At 62.0% G+C, this 17,014-nt stretch carries 17 protein-coding genes; 12 read left to right on the forward strand and 5 right to left on the reverse strand.

Annotation, left to right across the window (positions count from 1 at the left end; genetic code table 11):
* Nucleotides 1-69 precede the first annotated feature (69 nt).
* Nucleotides 70-1,053, forward strand: coding sequence for a fumarylacetoacetate hydrolase family protein (locus tag AC1D1X_RS02395; RefSeq protein ID WP_477668735.1), 984 nt, complete (start codon nucleotides 70-72; stop codon nucleotides 1,051-1,053).
* Nucleotides 1,054-1,162: 109 nt separating this feature from the next.
* On the opposite strand, the gene AC1D1X_RS02400 is transcribed toward AC1D1X_RS02395, so the two are convergent.
* From AC1D1X_RS02400 to AC1D1X_RS02410, 3 genes are read right to left on the reverse strand one after another with little or no spacing between them, the layout of a single operon-like run.
* Nucleotides 1,163-2,326: a toxin-antitoxin system YwqK family antitoxin gene (locus AC1D1X_RS02400; RefSeq protein WP_477697776.1), complete on the reverse strand. Its 1,164-nt coding sequence runs from the start codon at nucleotides 2,324-2,326 to the stop codon at nucleotides 1,163-1,165.
* Between the two features lie 8 nt (nucleotides 2,327-2,334).
* Nucleotides 2,335-2,940 (reverse strand): MarC family protein, encoded by a 606-nt coding sequence (locus AC1D1X_RS02405; protein WP_477668733.1) that lies wholly within the window; start codon nucleotides 2,938-2,940, stop codon nucleotides 2,335-2,337.
* A gap of 7 nt (nucleotides 2,941-2,947) precedes the next feature.
* Complete coding sequence (locus tag AC1D1X_RS02410) at nucleotides 2,948-3,379, reverse strand: VOC family protein (protein WP_477697777.1); 432 nt, start codon at nucleotides 3,377-3,379, stop codon at nucleotides 2,948-2,950.
* A gap of 297 nt (nucleotides 3,380-3,676) precedes the next feature.
* On the opposite strand from AC1D1X_RS02410, the gene AC1D1X_RS02415 reads away from it, so the two are divergent.
* Nucleotides 3,677-4,534 carry a PhaM family polyhydroxyalkanoate granule multifunctional regulatory protein gene (locus AC1D1X_RS02415; RefSeq protein WP_477668731.1) on the forward strand — a complete coding sequence of 286 codons (858 nt, stop codon included), beginning with the start codon at nucleotides 3,677-3,679 and terminating at the stop codon, nucleotides 4,532-4,534.
* A 37-nt stretch (nucleotides 4,535-4,571) separates the two neighbouring features.
* Nucleotides 4,572-5,849 (forward strand): FIST signal transduction protein, encoded by a 1,278-nt coding sequence (locus AC1D1X_RS02420; RefSeq protein WP_477697778.1) that lies wholly within the window; start codon nucleotides 4,572-4,574, stop codon nucleotides 5,847-5,849.
* 114 nt (nucleotides 5,850-5,963) lie between these two features.
* Here the strand turns inward: AC1D1X_RS02420 and AC1D1X_RS02425 are convergent, their stop codons facing one another.
* The gene (locus AC1D1X_RS02425) at nucleotides 5,964-7,121 is read right to left on the reverse strand and encodes a hypothetical protein (protein WP_477668729.1); all 1,158 of its coding nucleotides are present in this window, start codon (nucleotides 7,119-7,121) and stop codon (nucleotides 5,964-5,966) included.
* 229 nt (nucleotides 7,122-7,350) lie between these two features.
* Complete coding sequence (locus AC1D1X_RS02430) at nucleotides 7,351-8,082, reverse strand: helix-turn-helix domain-containing protein (protein WP_477668728.1); 732 nt, start codon at nucleotides 8,080-8,082, stop codon at nucleotides 7,351-7,353.
* A gap of 113 nt (nucleotides 8,083-8,195) precedes the next feature.
* On the opposite strand from AC1D1X_RS02430, the gene AC1D1X_RS02435 reads away from it, so the two are divergent.
* The 9 genes from AC1D1X_RS02435 (at nucleotide 8,196) to AC1D1X_RS02475 (ending at nucleotide 16,836) form a co-directional block, all read left to right on the forward strand.
* On the forward strand, nucleotides 8,196-9,107 hold the full coding sequence (locus tag AC1D1X_RS02435) for a hypothetical protein (RefSeq protein WP_477668727.1): 912 nt from the start codon (nucleotides 8,196-8,198) through the stop codon (nucleotides 9,105-9,107).
* Nucleotides 9,108-9,122: 15 nt separating this feature from the next.
* Nucleotides 9,123-11,081, forward strand: coding sequence for an MFS transporter (locus AC1D1X_RS02440; protein WP_477668726.1), 1,959 nt, complete (start codon nucleotides 9,123-9,125; stop codon nucleotides 11,079-11,081).
* Nucleotides 11,078-11,434 carry a DUF805 domain-containing protein gene (locus AC1D1X_RS02445; protein ID WP_477668725.1) on the forward strand — a complete coding sequence of 119 codons (357 nt, stop codon included), beginning with the start codon at nucleotides 11,078-11,080 and terminating at the stop codon, nucleotides 11,432-11,434. Before AC1D1X_RS02440 ends, AC1D1X_RS02445 begins: the two co-directional genes overlap by 4 nt.
* 21 nt (nucleotides 11,435-11,455) lie before the next feature.
* Nucleotides 11,456-12,820 carry an FAD-binding oxidoreductase gene (locus AC1D1X_RS02450; protein WP_477697779.1) on the forward strand — a complete coding sequence of 455 codons (1,365 nt, stop codon included), beginning with the start codon at nucleotides 11,456-11,458 and terminating at the stop codon, nucleotides 12,818-12,820.
* Between the two features lie 15 nt (nucleotides 12,821-12,835).
* Nucleotides 12,836-13,714: a methyltransferase domain-containing protein gene (locus tag AC1D1X_RS02455; RefSeq protein ID WP_477668723.1), complete on the forward strand. Its 879-nt coding sequence runs from the start codon at nucleotides 12,836-12,838 to the stop codon at nucleotides 13,712-13,714.
* Nucleotides 13,711-14,748, forward strand: a complete 1,038-nt coding sequence (locus AC1D1X_RS02460; RefSeq protein WP_477668722.1) for a hypothetical protein — start codon at nucleotides 13,711-13,713, stop codon at nucleotides 14,746-14,748. The genes AC1D1X_RS02455 and AC1D1X_RS02460 overlap by 4 nt, the downstream gene beginning before the upstream one ends.
* On the forward strand, nucleotides 14,738-15,757 hold the full coding sequence (locus AC1D1X_RS02465; RefSeq protein WP_477697780.1) for an alpha/beta fold hydrolase: 1,020 nt from the start codon (nucleotides 14,738-14,740) through the stop codon (nucleotides 15,755-15,757). Before AC1D1X_RS02460 ends, AC1D1X_RS02465 begins: the two co-directional genes overlap by 11 nt.
* A 128-nt stretch (nucleotides 15,758-15,885) precedes the next feature.
* On the forward strand, nucleotides 15,886-16,350 hold the full coding sequence (locus AC1D1X_RS02470) for a YiaA/YiaB family inner membrane protein (protein WP_477668720.1): 465 nt from the start codon (nucleotides 15,886-15,888) through the stop codon (nucleotides 16,348-16,350).
* 27 nt (nucleotides 16,351-16,377) lie between these two features.
* A complete protein-coding gene (locus AC1D1X_RS02475; protein WP_477668719.1) occupies nucleotides 16,378-16,836 on the forward strand; it encodes a hypothetical protein in 459 nt (152 codons plus the stop codon).
* The last annotated feature ends 178 nt before the right edge of the window (nucleotides 16,837-17,014 follow it).

A 17,014-nucleotide genomic window follows, 5' to 3' on the forward strand; every position in this document is an offset into this window, starting at 1 on the left:
GGATGCCACCGCCGGCCACGGCACAATCAGGCCTTCTGCGAAAGCCGACAGCCACCAATCAGGATATTGATGAAACTTGCCACTTACAAAGACTCTTCACGCGACGGCCAGCTGGTCGTGGTGTCGCGCGATCTTTCAACAGCCCATTATGCGACGGGCATCGCGGGCAAATTGCAGCAGGTGCTGGACGACTGGAACTTCATGTCGCCGCAGTTGCAGGACTTGTACGAAACATTGAACCAGGGAAAGGCGAGGCACGCTTTTCCGTTTGAGCCATCGCGCTGCATGGCACCGCTGCCGCGCGCCTACCAGTGGGCCGACGGCTCGGCCTATATCAACCACGTGGAACTGGTGCGAAAGGCGCGCAACGCCGAGGTGCCGGAAAGTTTTTACACCAACCCACTGATGTACCAGGGCGGCAGCGACGATTTCATTGGACCCTGCGACGATGTGGTGGTGGCGAGCGAGGAGTTCGGCATTGACTTCGAGGCCGAGATCGCCGTGATCACCGGCGATGTGCCCATGCGCGCCACCCCCGAACAGGCGCTGGAAGGCGTGCGCCTGCTGATGCTGGCCAACGACGTGTCCTTGCGCAACCTGATCCCCGATGAACTGGCCAAGGGTTTCGGTTTCTTCCAGAGCAAACCGGCAACCGCTTTCAGCCCGGTGGCAGTGACGCTGGACGAAGTGGGCGACGCCTGGGACAAGGGCCGCCTGCACATGACCCTGCAAAGCACCTGGAACGGCCGCAAGGTCGCTATGTGCGAAGCCGGCCCCGAGATGACATTCAGTTTCGGCCAGCTGATCGCCCATATCTGCAAGACCCGCAATGTCCGTGCCGGCAGCATCATCGGTTCAGGCACCGTCAGCAACAAGGACTGGAGCCACGGCTACAGCTGCATCGCTGAAAAGCGCGCCATCGAAACCATCGAGGATGGCAGGCCCAAAACCGAGTTCATGAAGTTCGGCGACACCATCCGCATTGAAGCCAAGGGCAAGGATGGGCTCTCAGTATTTGGCGCCATCGACCAAAAAATTGTCGAGAACGTCTGAGCTACCCCGAATAAAACCAGCAGGGGCCGCGGAACCGGCTTCGCCGGGCCGCAGGCGCCGCCCCCTCGAGGGGGGAACAGGCTACACGCAGTGAGCCTGGACGGGGGTGTTATCTTGAATAAGCCTTGCGTGAGCCGTCTTCGAACACGGCGTCGTCACGTGATGGCTTGCCCTCGTCGTCCCAGGTTCTCTCGCGCGTGATGCGGCCGCGCTCGTCGTAGCTCGATTCGGCCACCAGCCTGCCGGCTTCGTTAAAGCGCTGGTGCGTACCCTGGGGCAGTTGCCGGTAGCGGTTGGAGGCTGTGTAGCGGCCGGTGGCGGCGATTTTCCCGCTGTCGAAGAAGTCGGTAGTCTGCAGCCAGGCGGTGTCGCCTTCGCCGCCGTACTCGGTTTTGCTGCGCGGCTGGCCGTTCAGGTAGTAAGTCTGGTCGCTGACCGGCTTGCCGGCCGACCAGCGCCTGTCGCGCGTCAGGGCGCCGCTGTCGGCGAACTCCTGCTCGCGTTCCTTGAACGAGGTTTTTGACGGGTTGGTTTCCAGCAGCCACTGGACTTCGCGCCGCTTGACGCCGGCGTTGTTGAAATAGCGTTCAGTGCGAATGTTGCCCGATACCTCGTCCAGGTAATCCGGCTTGCCACTCTCGCCCAGCGTTTCATGGCGAATGCGTTTTCCGGCCAGGTAACTGCTGGTGCCGTTCAGCACGCCTTTGCTGCTGAAGAGTTCGATCTTTGAGGCGCCGCCCGAAAAACCGCACCAACGGGCGTCCTCGGCCGGCGCTGCCAGCAAAGGCTTGTCGCCGCAGCGCAAGGCCTGGAGCTGGCCGCGGTCATTGAATTCGGCATAGGCCTGCTCGATGCTGCCGCCTGCGCGCGGCCCGTAAAACACGATGCGCCGCAACTGCCCATTGGTGTGAAAGCTGCGCGCCAGGCCGGCCTCGGTGCCGTTGTCGTAGATGGAGTCGCGCAGCACCTGGCCGTCCGGTGCGAATTCACGCGCGCGGCCATGGCGGTTGCCGCGCTCGTTTTCGCCGTATTCCCGCTGTAGCTTGCCGTTCTGGTAGTAGCGCATCAAACCCATGAACTTGCCGCCCTGCAGCTCCTGTTCGCRCATCAGCTGGCCTGTGTCCCGGTCCTTGCAGCGCATGATGCCGGTTTTGCCGGCCGTGGTGTTGCCATTGTTGGGGTTGACGCTTTCACCGTTGATTTCGCAGTCTTGCACCGCATGTGCCCACGGCGAGGCCAATGCGCAGGCACAAAGGAGGACGAGGCGTTGCACGGATTTTTTCATGCAGCAGCCCCGGTTTGGCTGATGAACAGCCGTATGCCGCGCAGGAGCATCTCGACCGAAATCGCCACGAGGATGAGGCCCATCAGGCGCTCGAAGGCCATCATCACGCGGTCGCCTGCCACCCGCTGGATTCGCTCGGACAGCACCAGCACCACGGCGCACACCGCCATGGTCACGCACAGCGCCGCGATCCATTCAAGCCGCCGCGCCGGCGCCTGGGACACCAGCAACATGACCGTGGCCAGCGCCGAGGGGCCGGCCAGCGCGGGAATCGCCAGCGGCACAATCAGCGGCTCGCCCTGCAGCGGCGCGGCCTCGGGCTGGTCCGACGGGAAAATCATGCGCAGCGCGATCAGGAACATGACCACCGCGCCGGCAATCTGCAGCGACAAATCGCTGAGGTTCATCAGGCGCAGGAAGCCGTCGCCGACAAACATGAAGGCCAGCAGCAGCAAAAACGCGATCAGCACCTCACGCAGGATGACGCGCATGCGCCGCTCCGGCGCCACACCCTTCAGGGCGTTGACAAAAATCGGAATATTGCCGAACGGATCGGTGATCAGCAGCAGCAACACCGTGGCGGAAGCAAAGGTATAGGCCATATGTATGTCAGATATGTCGGGCCGTGTTAGCCGAATAAAGGGCTTCAAGTGATTGGAAACCCTTGATCTCGATGGGGTTGCCGAAGGGGTCGCAGAAAAACATGGTCCATTGCTCGCCGGCTTCTCCTGCAAAGCGCACTTGCGGCTCCAGCACAAACTCCATGCGGGCCGCTTGCAGGCGCTGCGCCAGGGCCTGCCAGTCGGCCAGGGCAAGCACCAGGCCGAAATGCGGCATGGGAACAAGCTTGTYGCCAACATGGCCGGTGCGCTCTGTCTTGAACGGTTCGCCCAGGTGGAGCGACAGCTGGTGGCCGAAAAAGTCGTAGTCGACCCAGGTAGGGGCCGAGCGGCCTTCCGCGCATCCCAGGACCCCGCCATAAAACTGGCGGGCCACGTTGAGGTCTCTGACATTGAAGGCAAAGTGAAAGAGGCTTTTCATGGTGCAAGCTTATCAGGGCATTGCCCGAAAGAGACGCTTTTGCAGCCCGGCCGGCAACAGGCATGGCGCCATGCCTGCCGATGAATGCTATGAAATAGATAGCGATTTGCGCTTGTCGGTAAAGGTCTGTGGGTGTTTCTTGCTTGAATCCGTATCAATACCGGTTCGACCCTGGTGTTTGCCTGCTGAAAACACAAAAAGCGGTTGACGCGCTGCTGCGGCGTTGCACAATGAAGGCGTGCGCTGGATCATCCAGCCGCCCGATGCAAATCGTGCACAACCTGCCAGGAGACATTCATGAGTGACGCGGACAACCCTTCTTTCCCCGGTTTCGGCAAGCTGGTGCCCGGCTTTGACTTTTTGCAGAACCTGGCCAAACAGGCGGCAGGCAGCGCCACACAAAGCATTCCGCAGTTGCCCAACCTGGGCAACTGGGTAGCGCCCACGCTGAATGTTGAAGAACTCGACAAGCGCATCGATGAACTCAAGGCTGTCCAGTTCTGGCTTGACCAGAACGCCACGGCGCTCAAGGCGACCATCCAGGCGCTGGAGGTGCAGAAGATGACGCTGGCTACCCTCAAAGGCATGAACTTCAACATGGGCGATGTGGCCAATGCCTTCAAGCTCAAGGTGGCCGACAGCGTGGCCGGTGGCGTGCAGCGTGTGGCCGACAAGGCCCGCACGTTTTCGGGGCTGGAGGTCCCGCCAACGAGCTTTGGCGCGGACAAGCCGGCCGCCACATCCAAGGCCAAGGCACCCGGCGCGGCCAAGGCCGGCGCGCAGCCGGCCGGCGTGGTGGACCCGATGCAGTGGTGGGGCGCGCTGACCCAGCAGTTCCAGACGATTGCGGCAGATGCCATGAAGGATGCCGCCAAAAAAACGGCCATGGACACCACCAAAAGCCTGGCGACCGGCCTTGCCAAGGACGCGATGAAGACCGCCACCGGCATGGCAACGGGCATGGCCCGCAACATGGCGGAGTCCGCCGGTAAAACCGTGGCCGGCGGCGCACGCGCGGCCATGAACACGGCCCTGCGCAGCAGCCAGGCATGGCCTACACCGGCCGCCGGCAAAACTGCCACCAAAACGAAACCCAAGGCCAAGGCGCCAGCGCGCAAGGCTGCAACTAAAACCGCACGCAAAACCACGCGTTGATACAGGCCGACTTTTCACTGAATTTCACCAGGACCCCATGAAGCTTTTTCCCTACGGCCACGCCACCCATCCGCAATGGCAGATGGCGGCAGGCCTTGTGCTGGCGCAGCTGCGCGCCTACCTCGCATTGCCCGGCTACGCCAAATCGCCCACGCTGGCGCTGCTCTACATCACCGATCACTATGCGGCACACGCGCAGGATATTCTTGACCATCTGAGCGCCGAATTGCCCGACATCACCGACTGGAGCGGCACGGTGGGTGTGGGTATCGCCTCCAACAACGTCGAGTACTTTGACGAGCCGGCGCTCACGGTCATGCTCTGCGAGCTTCCGCATGACCAGTACCGTGTGTTCTCCGGGGTGTCGCCCTTGCCCCCGGCCAGCCAGGGAAGGTTCAAGGCGCATACGGCGCTGGTGCATGCGGACGCCGGAACGCCCGACGTTGCCGAACTGATCGACGAAATGGCACAGCGCACCGGCAGCGGCTATGTGTTTGGCGGCCTGGCCTCCAGCCGCTCCAGTACGGTGCAGTTTTYCCTCAGCGGGCATGGCAATGTCAAGGGGCAGGGCGCGGCCGGCGGTGTCTTCACCGGGGGCCTCAGCGGTGTGGCTTTTGGCCAGGGCGCGGCACTGATGTCACGCATTACCCAAGGGTGCCGGCCGGTGTCTGCGCATCATGAGATCACGGCCTGCGAGTCCAATGTGGTGACCGAGCTCGATGGACAGCCGGCACTGGAGGTGATGCTGGCAGACCTGGACGTGTCGCTTGATGAGCCGCGGGAGGCCTTGGCCAAAGTGCGGACCACGCTTGTCGGCTTGAGCCGCCCGGCAGACATTCCCCATGACGGCGCCGGCCGGCACGGCCAGTTTGGCGCAGAGGTGCTGGTGCGCCACCTGATCGGGCTGGATCCGGCGCGCAAGGGGATTGCCATCGCGGAGGTGCCCGTCGTGGGCATGAAGCTGGCTTTCTGCGAACGCAACATGGAAGCCGCGCGCGCCGACCTGGTGCGTGTGTGCGCCGAGATTCGTGAAGAGCTGGAACCGGAAGAAGTCACGCTGGAAGTTGCCAGCGCCTTGAGCGCGTCAGAGGCCGAAGCCACGCCGCATGCGGCCCGGCGCATTGCGGGCGCGGTGTACGTCAGTTGCTCCGGCCGTGGCGGYCCGCACTTCGGCGCGCCCAGTGCCGAACTGCAGATCGTGCGGCGGGCCCTGGGCGATGTGCCGCTGGTTGGTTTTTTCGCCGGCGGTGAGATCGCCCGTCACCATCTGTACGGCTACACCGGCGTGCTGACGGTGTTTACGTCACCTGCCTAGGTTTACCCCTATCGGACGCTCACTGCGTGTAGCGCCTTTTCCCCTTCCAGGGGACGGGCGCCTCGCGGCCGGCAAAGCCGGACCGCGGCCCCCGCTTGAAGAGGCCGTGGGGAGCTATAAAACCTGAGCTTCCAGCAATTCGACAGGGTCGCCATAGCGCGCTGCCAGCGCCACCACTGACGGGTCGCGCAGTGCGCACAAAAAACCGTCCTTGATCAGGGTGCAGCCCCCTGCAGTCACGGTGCTGTCCAGCGTGATGAGGTCCATGTGCACGGGCGGCTCTTCCCAGTTAGGCATGACACGGCGTATGTAGTGGCTGGGTTGCGCCAGGTCGATGCCGAAGTGCAGCGCTCCGGGAGAGTTTGAGCCGGCCGGGTACACGGTGTGGCGCGGCGCCTTGGGGTTGAAGCCGCAGCCGCCGCCTTCGATCATGCGGCCACCGACCAGCATCTCGCGCAGGATCACCGCTTCTTCTGAAATTCCCTCAACCGATGAAATTGTGTCGCCTTCAAAATGGACGGCGATTTTTTCCTCGAACGGTTTGGCAAAACCGACCGCCCATTGCGGGTAAAGCACGCCCGCCATGGGCACCACGGCCTTGAAATCATTCTTGACCGAGTTGTGGTCCCACAGATTGGGGCCGTGTGTCGGCAGGTAGTGCACATAACAGCCGTCTTCCTCGGCCGTCATCTGGCCGCGCCAGCGGTTGGTGGCCAACTGGTTGGCGCGCATCGCCTGCGTGAAGCTGATGCGGAAGTCGCTGCCCCGCGGATCGGTGAAGCGCAGGTCGAAATCGCCTTCGGTCGGGTAACGGCTGGCCGTTTGGCGGATGATCTCACCGATGAGATCGACCGGAAAGCGCGCTTGCGGCGTGTGCAGCAGATCCAGGTTGCGAAAGTAGGTGATCTTGACCCAACGCTGGCCGGTGCGGCGCAGGTTGATGCACAAAGGGTCGAGGATGGAGCAGAACCAGGTAGACACCACAAAAGTGGCCTTCTTCAGCATGGCATGCACTTCTTCAGGCACGGCGGTCACCTGCGTGCTCGGCTCCATGTAAATGCGCACCTCGGCGCCGCGTGACTTGGCAATGCCGATCACGGCGTCGATCACGCGCGGGTCCAGCAGAGGGTCGGCCAGCATCAGCACCCGGTCACCGGGACGTATCGCCATCACGCGCGAGAAGTTGTCCAGCGCCTGGAAGAAGTATTTGGTGTCGGTCAGATTGGCCGCAACCGGGATGGGCAGGCCAACGTAGGTGGAGATGGGTTTCATCGTGATTTCGTCGGAATTGCATGCACAAAATAGCCGAGCAAGCCGTAATCAGCTGAATAATACCAGTAAACATCAAATTTACTTAGTTGGCTAATGTAATTGCATGCAATATGTCGAGTATGCCAACAAGGGAGTACCAGCAGGCCCCGCGGAACCGGCTTTGCCGGGCCGCAGGGGTCGCCCCCTTGAGGGGGGAGCAGACTACACGAAGTGAGTCTGAACGGGGGTGTTACCTACGAAGTGCAGCGAAGGCCTCGAACTCCCAGCTCCGCATGGCCAGCAGCAAGGTGAATCCTTCGCGGTCCTTGTCGCCCAGCTTCTGGTCGGTCTGGTGCTGTTGGGCAAAGTCTTGCGCCACCCGCTGCATGCGCTCCAGGAACGAAGGCGCCAGGCCGCGGCTGATGGAGCCGTGCACCAGCAGCAGGCCTTCGCCATTGCCGTCAAATCCACCGGAAAAATAGTCAAGCAGGGCGTTTTCGCGGAAGTAGTCCATGACCGGCCCGTGCGGTCGCCAGCGGAAGGTCTTGGCGAGCTTGAGCCGGTAGCGGTTCAGCGGCTTGAGCTCGATGATGCCGATGCGGTCCAGTTGCGCGAGGTATTTGATGCACTCGGCTTCGGTCAGCCGGTAACTGGTGGTGATTTGCTCCAGCGTCCATTGCGACAGCACGCAGATGGCGGCCAGCAACAGCTTCTTGTCGGCCACCACGGCTTTTTCCTGTGCTTCGGTCAGCTCCGCCAGCAGGGGCTGGGTGTCGGCGATGCGCCTGGCCAGGTCGGCAAAGTCCAGCTTGAGCGCGCGGCAGATCGCGTCGATACGCGAGAGGGGCATATCGCCCCTGGCCAGCATGCGCTTGACGCTTGACTCGGCCATGCCGAGTTTGACGGCCAGGTCGGCGTACGTCATGCGCGCCGCCTTGAGTTCCTTTTTGAGGACGATGACAAGATCTGCGGTAGTGCTCATGAGTATCGATTATCGGTACTTTCGGGATGAATAGTAAGAACTGGTTCTAATTCCGGTGCTTCTTCCGGCGCTTGGCCTGCACAGTGCAGCTTCATTCACACAGGAGCTGCCCCATGCCAATCAGCCTGAAAACCGCCCACCGCCGTGTTGTGCCGCCGCCTTCCTGGTTTGCGCAGATGAAGGTATCGGGCTGGAAAGCCCCGGCCTGCCGCCGCGAATGCGCGCTCGCCGGCGTGTTGCTTGCGATGCTGGCGGCGGCATTGCTGGGGCCGTCGGTGGCGCAGCCTTTGCACTATCACGACTTCGCCGACCAACGAGCCTGGGGATGGTTGCCGCATGCGATGGACGTCCTCAGCAACCTGCCGTTCATGCTGTGGGGCATGGCGGGTGCCTGGGCCCTTGTGCGTGCCGTGAAGGCGCGGGCGCTCAGCGCCGCCGCCGCAGGTTTCGCAGGGCTGTTCTTTGCCGGCTTGGCCCTCACCTCCATGGTTTCTGCAGCCTACCATCTGCAGCCGGGAGATGCCGGGCTGGTCTGGGATCGGGGCGGCATGGTGTTTGCCTTCGCAGGCTTGCTCGGGCTTGGCACCATGCAGGCCGTCAGCACCCGTGCCGGTGTAGCGGTTGCTGCAGCAGTCCTCGTTCTCGGACCGTTGTCCGTGCATCTTTGGTCGCACACGGGCAATGTGCTGCCCTGGGCCGTTTTGCAACTCGGTGGCATGTTGCTGATTGTCGGCGTCGCCTGTTTGCGGCCCACGCTGGCAGGGCGGGTGTTGCCCATCCGCTGGATGCTGGTGGTGGCCATTTATGCGCTGGCCAAGCTGCTCGAGCTGGGTGACCACGCGGTGTTCGAATGGACGGGTCAGCTGGTTTCGGGCCACACCCTGAAGCACGTGGTGGCCAGTTGTGCTGCCTGGCCCGTCGTTGCGGCGCTTCTGGACGCCCGAAAATTCAAGGCAGAATCCACAGCAGCATTCAAAAACAGAGCAGGCAGGCCATCCCGCCACAGTCTGCCGCACAACAACTGAAAAGAGGAGTCAAGCATGCCTGTTGATATGGCCGCCGCGGTGTCGCCACCCCCCGTTCACGAGCATCCGAACCAGTTCGCGCTCCTCAAGCAGCGCCGCTTCGCCCCTTTCTTCTGGACGCAGTTTTCAGGGGCGGCCAACGACAACCTTTTCAAGTTTGCCTTCACCGTGATGGTGACCTACCAGCTCAGCGTGAGCTGGCTGCCTCCCGCGCTGGCGGGGCTGGCCATTGGCGCTCTGTTCATCCTGCCCTTTCTGCTGTTCTCGGCCACCAGCGGGCAGCTCACCGACAAGTTCGAGAAGACGCGCGTGATCCGCTTTGTCAAGAACCTGGAAGTGGTGATCATGCTGATCGCTGCGGTCGGCTTCATGAGCAGCAATGCCAATGTCCAGGTGCCCGTGCTTTTGGGTTGCACGTTTTTGATGGGGCTGCATTCCACGATATTCGGCCCGGTCAAATTTGCCTACCTGCCGCAGGCGCTCAACGAGCGCGAGCTGACCGGCGGCAACGGCATGGTCGAGATGGGCACCTTCGTGGCCATTTTGCTGGGCCAGGTGGTGGGTGGGCTCATGGTGGCCGTACCCCAGGTCGGGCCGGACTATGTGGCCATTGCATGCATCGGCCTCGCACTGGTTGGCCGGCTTGTCTCGCAGTTTATTCCGCTGACGCCAGCGACTGACCCAGGCCTGAAAATCAATTGGAACCCGGTGACAGAAACCTGGCGCAACCTCAAGCTTGCCAACGGCAACCTGGTGGTATTCCGCTCCATGCTGGGTATCAGCTGGATGTGGTTTTTTGGCGCGGTATTCCTGAGCCAGTTTCCGAGTTTTGCCAAAGAGGTGCTGCACGGTAACGAGCAGGTGGCGTCTTTGCTGCTGGTGGTGTTTTCCATCGGCATCGCGACCGGATCGCTGCTCTGCGAAGTGCTCAGCAAACGCCACGTCGAGATAGGGCTGGTTCCTGTGGGAGCCATCGGCATGAGCGTGTTTGCGGTTGACCTTTACTTCGCCTCGCGCGGCTTGCCGTCAGCGCCCGTTATGACCCTGGGCGCCTTCATGTCGCAGCCTGTGCATTGGCGCGTAATGATCGACCTGGCCTGGCTCAGCCTCTTTGCCGGCCTCTACAGCGTGCCGATGTACGCGCTGATCCAGCTGCGCAGCCAGTCCACGCACCGGGCGCGCATCATCGCGGCCAACAACATTCTCAATGCRCTGTTCATGATCGTCAGCGCTATCCTGGCCGGCGCGCTGCTCAAGGCCGGGTTCAGTATTCCGCAAATCTTCCTGTTCGTTGGATTGGCCAATGCGGTGGTGGCGTTCTACATCTTCATGCTGGTGCCTGAGTACCTGCTGCGTTTCATCGCCCTGATCGCCTCGCGCCTGGTCTACCGCTTCAAGATCACCGGTGACGACAACATCCCTGCTACCGGCGCTGCCGTGCTGACCTGCAACCATGTCAGCTTTGTCGACCCGGTGCTGCTGATGGCCGCCAGCCCGCGTCCCATCTACTTTGTGATGGACCACCGCATCTTCAAAATGCCGGTTCTGGGCTGGCTGTTCCGGCTGGCCAAGGCGATCCCGATTGCACCGCGCACGGAAGACCCGGCGTTGTACGAGGCGGCTTTCGAGGCCGCCGCCAAGGTGCTGCGTGATGGTGACCTGCTCGCAATATTTCCCGAGGGCGGCATTACAAAAAATGGCGAACTGCAGGAGTTCAAAGGCGGCGTCATGAAGATTCTGGAGAATGCCCGGCGTGATGGTGTGCAGGTCAATGTGGTGCCGATGGCGCTGACCGACTTATGGGGCTCCTTTTTCAGCCGCGCCGAAAAAGGAGTTGCCATGACCAGACCCTTTCGGCGCGGGCTCTTCAACCGGGTGGGCCTGAATGTAGGCATGCCAATTGCTGCGGACAAAGTGGAGCCTTTGGATCTGAGGGCGAAGGTGGAACAACTTCTGGGACAGGACAAGACATGACTGCGCTTCAATTTTTTAAAGCTGGCGGCAGGCTTTCTCGCGGTGGCTTCTGGCTGCATGGCCTCATCGCGTGGATGGTTTTGTACCTGGCCTGGGCAGCCGCAGGGCCGGCGCCTTCGGTGGTGCTGGCCTGGCTCATCAATGGTCCGGTACTGGCGGCGCTGATATTGCTATGCATCCGGCGCCTGCATGACCGCAACCGTTCGGGTTGGTGGCTGCTGCTGGTCCTGGTGCCGGTGGCCGGCGCGTTGTGGCTGGCGTGGCAACTGGCCTTCAGGCGCGGCCTGCCGCAAGACAATCGCTGGGGCCCCGACCCGTTGGCGCCGCGCGGCGACTATCTGGTGGTGCGGTAGAGGATGACGCGGGACCACAACATGCACAACAACACTTTGATCGTGAACGATGTGACCGGCCTCAACCCGGTTGCCGTCTGGGCCATCAGCAAACCCAAAACCGTGGACGAGGTGTGCGATGCCGTGCGCCGTACCGATGGCCCGCTGTCGGTGGGCGGCGGGCATTTCAGCATGGGCGGGCAGACCGCCAGCCCCGGCAGCCTGCACCTGGACATGCGTGAGCTCAACCAGATCATCCGCTTCTCGCCGATGGAGAAAACCATACGCGTGCAGGCTGGCATTCGCTGGTGCGACATCCAGCGATTTGTTGATCCGCACAACCTCGCTGTGAAGATCATGCAGACCTATGCCAATTTCACGGTGGGCGGCGCGCTGAGCGTCAACTGTCACGGTCGCTACATGGGCCTGGGCGCAGTGGTGATGTCGGTGCGGGAGATCCGGGTGGTGCTGGCCGACGGCAGCGTGCAGGATGCTTCGCCTTCCGTCAATGCGGAACTCTTTTACGCCRTGATCGGCGGCTACGGCGGTGTGGCCGTGATCGTTGAGGCCGAGCTGGACCTGGCGGACAACACCAAGGTCAAGCGACTGGCCCGCAAGATGAGTGCGGCCGAATACATCAGCCACTTCAAGGCCAAGGTCAGGTATTTTCAGGATGCTGTTTTCCACAATGCCGACCTGTACCCGCCGCATTACCGCAAGGTGCGTTCTGTCACCTGGGCGCGTACTGACGAAGCCACGACCGAGCCAAGGCGTTTACAGCAAGGCGGTGAAACCTACCCTGTGAACCGCTACTTTGTGTGGGCCGTGACCGAAACCCCCTTGGGGAAATGGCGGCGCGAATACCTGATCGATCCCCTCCTTTATCTTTTCCGCAAGGTGCACTGGCGCAACTTCGAGGCGGGTTACGACGTGGCGGAGCTTGAGCCGGCTTCGCGCAAGCACACAACCTATGTGTTGCAGGAATACTTCATTCCGGTGGAGCGSTTTGACGACTTCGTGCCGATCATGGCGGAAATCCTGCAGCGCTATCGCGTCAATGCGCTTAATGTGTCGGTGCGGCATGCGCGGCCCGACCCCGGCACCCTGCTGGCCTGGGCCCGGGGTGAGACCTTTGCGTTTGTCCTCTATTACAAGCAGCGCACCCGGGACAACGCCATCAACCGCGTGTCGGTCTGGACGCGCGAGCTGATTGATGCGGCCATCAGTGTCGGCGGCAGCTACTACCTGCCCTACCAGCCGCATGCAACGGCGGAGCAGTTCCACGCCGCCTATCCGCGGGCCAAAGAGCTGTTCGCCCTGAAACGCAAGCTCGATCCGCAGTTCCGCTTGCGCAATGTGCTCTGGGACAAATACTACGCCCCCACATTGAACGCCTCCAACACCTGAACGACTGGGCTTGCCATGACCACAACCTCACCCGCTTCGGAATTTCGCGCCGTTTTCAGCGTCACCCGCTGGCACGACGGTTTTTACAAGTTCCTGCAGAACATTTACCGCCTTTATCCTGAGGACCGGTTTCACACACTGATCAAGAACACCTCTGCCGAGCTTGACAACGATGAAGCCATTTACCGCAGGCTCCAGCGTGAGCTGCCGAAGATCAAGCCCTTCATGGCGGACCTGACCCTGGCGTTGCCGGCGCTCTTCAAGCAGAAGAAGGAGATGGCTGACCAGACCCAGCGGCTCCTGGGCGACAAAAAGCAGATTGACGGTTATGTCGAGATCGGCTCCACCGGCCGCTACATCAGCGAGCTGAAAAAGCGCATCAAGGTGACCGGCCCCGTCACCCTGGTGAATGATGTGGCGCCCACCAACTCGCCGGTGGACATCGCAGAGCGCGGCGGCCTGTTCAAGATCGGCGGCTTTGTGCCCATGAACGACTATGACCCGCTGCCAGCGAGCCTGCCCGATGCCAGCGTGGACCTGGTGACCTGCTACATCGGCCTGCACCACTGCCCGCTGGACAAGCTGGATGCCTTTGTGGCATCCATCGTGCGTGTGCTTAAGCCGGGCGGCATGTTCATCCTGCGCGACCATGACGTCACAACGCCCGAGATGTTCACGTTTGTCTCACTGGTGCACACCGTCTTCAATGCTGGTCTGAACGGCGCATGGGAAACCAATCAGCGAGAGCTGCGCTACTTCCGTCCCGTTGCCGAGTGGGTGGCTTACCTTGGCGAACGTGGACTGAAGGACAGCGGCAAGCGCGAGCTGCAGGCGCACGATCCCTCCGACAACGTGCTGCTGGCGTTCACAAAATCCGGCGAGGCTGCCGCGTGATGCGCTGGCTGCGCAATCTCACAGTTGCGGGCGCCTTCGCCGCGCTTGTCGGTATGGCGTCGGCCTCCGGCCCTGCGCCGGTGGCGGGGCCCGAGCATGTGCGCGGCGTCGAGCAGACGCTGCTGACTTATCCCGAATGGTTTCTGGTGTTCAGCCCCTATGAGTACGGTGAGTTCATAGGTACCAGTGCGCCCAGCCGCTTTCCTTTTTATGGCCACATCGGCCAGTTCTGGGAAAGCTACAAAGCCGTCTTTGACGAGACGCGCCGCCGCGGGCTCGACCTCAACCCCGGCTATCACCTGATGATCATGGTGATAGGCACCAGCACGACGGTGGAATATGCGCTCAAGTCGGCCTATGAGACGCTCGTCGGGCGGCTCGCCGAATCACTKGCCGGCCGCACCACGCCCGAGGACAGGCATGCGGCCAGCGTTGCACAGGACTATGTGCGGTTTATCCGCGTAGAGCCCTGGTACCTGTATGACTTCGACAAGGCGCTGGCAGGTCTTTGGCGCGATGTGCCTCTCATTGGGCCTGACATGGTCCGCAAGTGGGAACGCCGCTTTGCCCTCACGACCGAATACCTGGTCAAGGCGGGTTATGCCCGGCTGATCAAGCTGGGCACGCAGACGATCTACGATGCGCCTTTGCCGGTCACTGCCGTGGTGGCAAAGCCTGTGCCGCGGGCCGACACCGCGCTGCCGGAGCTGAAGGTGCTTTCGCCGACATCCGACGGTTCGGCCCTGGTCACCATCCCCCGCTACGAGGCATTCATGCGCTATGCCCAGGCGCTGGCGGTGCAAGGCGTCAATTTCAGCGAGATCGCAGGCAATGACTCATTCATCCTGGTCAGCGTGCTGGCGCCAGGCACCTGGGAACCCACCAGCCCCGCCACGCCACTGCTGAGGCAACCTATCATCACCCGGCCCGGCACCCAGCGGGTGGTGTTGACGGTGCCCGTCAAACACCTGGCCGAGTCGTTGCGCCAGTGGCAAGCCGGCAAGCTGCAGGTGGAGCACATTTTTGACTATTAAGCGGCGAGAGCAGAAGCCAGGGCGCACCTGGCTTTTTTATCCGTGGCGCGTACTCATGGCGCTGGTGGCCTGCCTGTTGCTGGTTGTGGCTTTTTCCTGGGCCCGCATGCTRTGGGTTGAGGACCACAGCCCGCGTGAGGCGGCACCCAGGGAAGGGCGCTGGCTGCATGCGCATGACGTGGACCTGTATGTGCAGGAATTCGGCGACCCGGCCGCGCCGCCCCTGGTACTGACCCACGGCACCGGCGCATGGAGCGGCACCTGGGACCAGAACGTAAAGGCCATGGCGGCCGCCGGCTATCGCGTCATTGCGGTGGACCTGCCGCCCTTCGGCTTCAGCACGCGGCCTGCTGCGCGCGACTACAGTCGCAACGCACAGGCGCGCCGCATCATCGGCTTGATTGATGCGCTGAAGCTCGGGCCCGTTACGCTGTTGGGCCACTCCTATGGCGGCGGGCCCGCGGCCGAAGCCGCCATGCTGCAACCCGACCGCGTGCGCCATCTCATCCTGGTCGACGCGGCAATCGGCCTGATGGAATATCCCGCACCAGCGAAAAGCGGCGGCGTGGCGGCGAGCCTCTTTGGCATTCGCCCGCTGCGCACCGCACTGATTGCCGCGGTGGGCACTCAGCCCTTGTTCAGCGAATTCTGGTTGCGCCAGTTCGTGGCTCGCAAGGAGGTCGTCACGCCTTCGCGCACGGCAATTTATCGGCAGCCTTTCGTGCTGGACGGCTTCACCGCCAGCCTGGGCGACTGGGCCGCGCAATTTGCCGGCGAGAGCGGCAAGTCCCTGAGCGAGAAACCTGAAGGTTTCCGCGAGCTGCCCATGCCGCTGACCTTGGTCTGGGGGCAAGAGGACACGATCACGCCGCTGTCCCAGGCCGAAACCCTGCAGCGCCTGGTCGCCGGATCAAGACTGCTGGTATTGCCTGGCGTCGGTCATATTCCGCAAATTGAGGATCCGGCCTTGTTCAATATGCGCATGACGGAGGCGCTAAGACATCCTTGAACCGGTTCCTTGAATAAGTATCAAAATTCGATACTCTTCGATCATTGTTGAGGATCTGTATCGTTATTCGCGTGATTTTGCAGCGTTGGCCCGCACAGTAGTGGCACCTCAACAACCGCAAGGTTTTTATGCAGACGCTGATACACCGTGACTCCAAACCCTGGCAGGTTCAGGTGTGGGCCTCGTTCGTGATTGCAGTTTTCCTTTGCGCTGTGGGCTTGTCTTGGCTGCCCGGCAAGGACCTGGACCGCGCTTTCATGATCATGGGGTATTTCTTCTGCCTGTCGGCCGCTTTCGTGCTGGCCAAGTATGTGCGTGACCAGGAGCAAAGCCGGGCCGAAGGCCGGCTGACGGACACCCCAATGTTCAAGCTGGTGGTGTGGGGTGGCTTCTTCCTGGCGATGTCGCTGACGGGTTGGGGTTTGTGGCGCATGGAGATCAATGAAACCTACAAGGCTTTCCTGGGCGTGAGCTGGCTCTACCTGATCACCTGCAGCTTTACCCTGGCCAAAACCCTGCGCGACCGGCACGAAGCCGACTTGAGCGAAGCCCGTATGGGCCGCGGGCCCCGCGGTCACGCGGCCAGCGAATAAGTAACAACACTTCTTCTGGAACGCATCATGAAAAAATCATTTGCTACATATTTAATAGCTGTTTGCGCAATATTGGCGGGCGCTACGGCATCTTTTAATGCGCAAGCCCAATCCGAGGCTTCCGCTCTCAGTGCCGTCTCGGCACTGCCGGTAGCCTCCGTCGTAGTCACGGCCAGCGCCGCGGTGGGTGCAGTCGTCGCTGTGCCTGTGGTTTTGTCTACGGCCGGTACGGTGCTGGTGGTCAAAACGGTGGAGAGCACGGCAAGGGGAACGGTGTACGTGCTGGAGCGCGGCTCCGACGGTGCCCGCGCCAGCATCGAGGTGGTCGGCCGGGGCGTTGCCGGTGTTTCCATGGTCGTCGGCACCGCCGTGGTGGTCAGTGTGGTAAGCGCCGGGGTGGTGCTGTCGGCGGCCGGAGAGGCCATTGCCTTTATTCCCAATGCACTAGGCCGCGCGCTGCTGCACAACGAGCGGTTGACCCAATAAGGCGGAGTACCCCATGAAAATCACTCGAGTCGTCCTGCCGTTGTTGCTGGCTGCTTTTTTCCTGGGCGCCGCCCCAACTGTCCATGCCGGGCGTTCCTGCGAAGCGCGCAAAACCACCCCTCAAACCGTTGAGCGCGGCATGACACTGGCCGAGAAGACGCTGGCATCGCTCAATGCC

The sequence above is a fragment of the Polaromonas sp. P1_G4 genome (assembly GCF_056405475.1).